The sequence below is a fragment of the Cryobacterium sp. MLB-32 genome, assembly GCF_000738085.1.
Classification (GTDB): Bacteria; Actinomycetota; Actinomycetes; order Actinomycetales; family Microbacteriaceae; genus Cryobacterium.
Genome location: NZ_JPRS01000311.1, coordinates 1 through 2,051 on the forward strand (window position 1 = coordinate 1; position 2,051 = coordinate 2,051).

The 2,051-nt window shown below is 60.4% G+C and carries 5 protein-coding genes; 3 read left to right on the forward strand and 2 right to left on the reverse strand.

The window, feature by feature from the left end; translation table 11 throughout:
* Window positions 1-103 precede the first annotated feature (103 nt).
* Window positions 104-442 carry an SdpI family protein gene (locus JF66_RS18005; RefSeq protein WP_051973730.1) on the reverse strand — a complete coding sequence of 113 codons (339 nt, stop codon included), beginning with the start codon at window positions 440-442 and terminating at the stop codon, window positions 104-106.
* A 299-nt stretch (window positions 443-741) separates the two neighbouring features.
* Here JF66_RS18005 and JF66_RS18015 point away from each other — a divergent pair, with 299 nt between their 5' ends.
* Window positions 742-1,014: a hypothetical protein gene (locus tag JF66_RS18015; RefSeq protein ID WP_051973731.1), complete on the forward strand. Its 273-nt coding sequence runs from the start codon at window positions 742-744 to the stop codon at window positions 1,012-1,014.
* A gap of 2 nt (window positions 1,015-1,016) precedes the next feature.
* Here the strand turns inward: JF66_RS18015 and JF66_RS23220 are convergent, their stop codons facing one another.
* Window positions 1,017-1,214: a hypothetical protein gene (locus tag JF66_RS23220; RefSeq protein ID WP_156109903.1), complete on the reverse strand. Its 198-nt coding sequence runs from the start codon at window positions 1,212-1,214 to the stop codon at window positions 1,017-1,019.
* 18 nt (window positions 1,215-1,232) lie between these two features.
* Between JF66_RS23220 and JF66_RS18020 the strand changes: the two genes are divergently transcribed.
* Window positions 1,233-1,484 (forward strand): type II toxin-antitoxin system Phd/YefM family antitoxin, encoded by a 252-nt coding sequence (locus tag JF66_RS18020; protein WP_035880177.1) that lies wholly within the window; start codon window positions 1,233-1,235, stop codon window positions 1,482-1,484.
* Complete coding sequence (locus JF66_RS18025; protein WP_035880178.1) at window positions 1,469-1,873, forward strand: PIN domain-containing protein; 405 nt, start codon at window positions 1,469-1,471, stop codon at window positions 1,871-1,873. The genes JF66_RS18020 and JF66_RS18025 overlap by 16 nt, the downstream gene beginning before the upstream one ends.
* Window positions 1,874-2,051: the final 178 nt, after the last annotated feature.

Sequence of the window (2,051 nt, forward strand, 5' to 3'; positions counted from 1 at the left end):
CTTGCGGAAAACTAACCGACGTCGCTCGGACCGTTCCCCGGGCGGGTGGCGATAAGTCGTCTGCATGGCTTTCCGAATCGACTCTTTAGGTTCATTCGAAAAGTTAGCTGATCGCCGATCGTGCGCCGCGCCAAGCAGCCACGACTGACCATGCTAGGAAGAGCAACAGAATTGCGATGAGGATAGCGTTGGCTTCCGGGATGAATTGTGCCACTCCCGCAGTGATAGCAACAAGTGCGAAGCCAATCCACGACGGCCAACGGGCGGCCTGGTGGCCAGCTGTCCATGCGGCATCACTGGTCATTGTCGGCGGGATTCTGATTCCGATGAAACCGTTCCGACTAATTCTGCCGGAGGCTGCCAGCTGTGTCACGACAACGACAAGGAGCATCGCGGCGGCGAGGATGTAGGCGACACTATTCGTGCCGTAGGTGTAGCTCATAACCTCAGGGTAGCGAGGCCGACAGAAACGAAGCGATCGCAGCCAACATCACGCCCCACTCTTTGACATCGCCGACCGTGGTCTTCTTCTGTCCAGCCCTATCATCCCGTAGGCCGTTCCCCTGCGACACAGCGCCGGCGCACTCGGCCGCCGGACGGTTTGGCCCCAGATCTGTAGCGCTGGCCGTCCGGGCTAGGAGTCTGTCCGCGTTGCGAAGAGATAGTCTGGCGCTGAGCATCAGGGGTTCCTCCAAGCACTGAATCCCTGATCAATCTTCTCGGGGGGTTCCAATGCGCCAAATGCCCACATTCGTTGCGCTGGTCCTGCTCTTCACGCGCGGGTTCCTGCTGTGGCTGGTGATCCCTTATGGGTTCGTTGCCTGGCTCGTTTACTACTGGTGGGCCAAGTCAGCGTCGCTCGGCCAATGCCTCGGCTGGTTCGATATTAATCTCATTGCGTTGCTGCAACTCGTAGTACTGAAGAACTTCATTCCGACCCCGAGCGTCTATTGGGTACCCAGTAAACAAATGTCGACCGTCAACCACCGAATTCGAGGCTACGACCTTCTTTGAAATCAGGCCGCCTGCGCAGGCATCCGGAGGATGCACATCGCCGGCAGCCGCAACGGAAGCACTTCCCACGGTCCGACGTAGCTGACCTCAGATTCCCAATTCTCCATCGGCGTCCCGTTCAGGGTTCGCCCTGTGACGGATGAATCACCGCCGGGCGCGTCGACGGGTGGCGCGTTGGTGCCCTTGAGCCCAATTGCCAAATCAGATAATCTGATGCTATGCACACAGTGACCGCAACCGAGGCAAGTCGCTCGTTCGCTTCGCTCCTCGACGAGGCCGAACGCGGCGAAACCGTCGTAATCACGCGGGGCGGCCGCCGAATCGCGACTATCGGCCCCGTCAACGCCAGCAATGGCGCCGAGTTCCTCGCCCTCCTGTCGTCACACGGAGCCGATGAAGAATTCGCAGCCGATGTTCTCGCGGCACGCGATGCCGTCATTCTCGAGGGACCAGCATGGCCCGCCGACTAATCGTCGACACAGGCGTGCTCATCGCGTCCGAACGAGGCACCAGACCCCTCGCCGACGTTGTTTTCGCGGACGATGACCTGGTGATTGCCGCAGTCACGATCGCCGAGTTGCGTACCGGTATCGAGCTTGCCAGCGATCAGCATCGGGGCTCACGCGCCGAGTTTCTGGTAAATGTTCTCGAAACGCTGCCCGTCGAACCCTATGACCTGGCAACTGCCGAAGCCCATGGGCGCCTTCTTGCCCACGTCCACGCAGGCGGGACGAAGCGCGGAGCTCATGACCTCATCATTGCGGCAACCGCAGTGGCGACCAAGCGCATCATCCTCACTACCGACCGCAATGCGCGCTTCGACGACCTCCCCGGGGTCGAATGTCTCGTGGTGAGTTGACCGCAGGACCAGGAACGCCGCAGTTGGTATCGGCGATCGTGGACCCATCTGGTACATCTTTTGCCGGTTGAGGGTTCCCAACAAGAAACGGCAGGGTGTCTCGCTGAGCGTTCCGCATGCGGTATTCGTTGCGCGGGGCGGCGCGGTTGTCTCTGCCTGTCATATGCGTCGTGGCGCC

Bases quoted from the DNA above. Each gene is read 5' to 3' on its own strand.
- JF66_RS18005 (WP_051973730.1), bottom strand. From the start codon at position 442: ATGAGCTACACCTACGGCACGAATAGTGTCGCCTACATCCTCGCCGCC.
- JF66_RS18015 (WP_051973731.1), top strand. From the start codon at position 742: ATGCCCACATTCGTTGCGCTGGTCCTGCTCTTCACGCGCGGGTTCCTG.
- JF66_RS18020 (WP_035880177.1), top strand. From the start codon at position 1,233: ATGCACACAGTGACCGCAACCGAGGCAAGTCGCTCGTTCGCTTCGCTC.
- JF66_RS18025 (WP_035880178.1), top strand. From the start codon at position 1,469: ATGGCCCGCCGACTAATCGTCGACACAGGCGTGCTCATCGCGTCCGAA.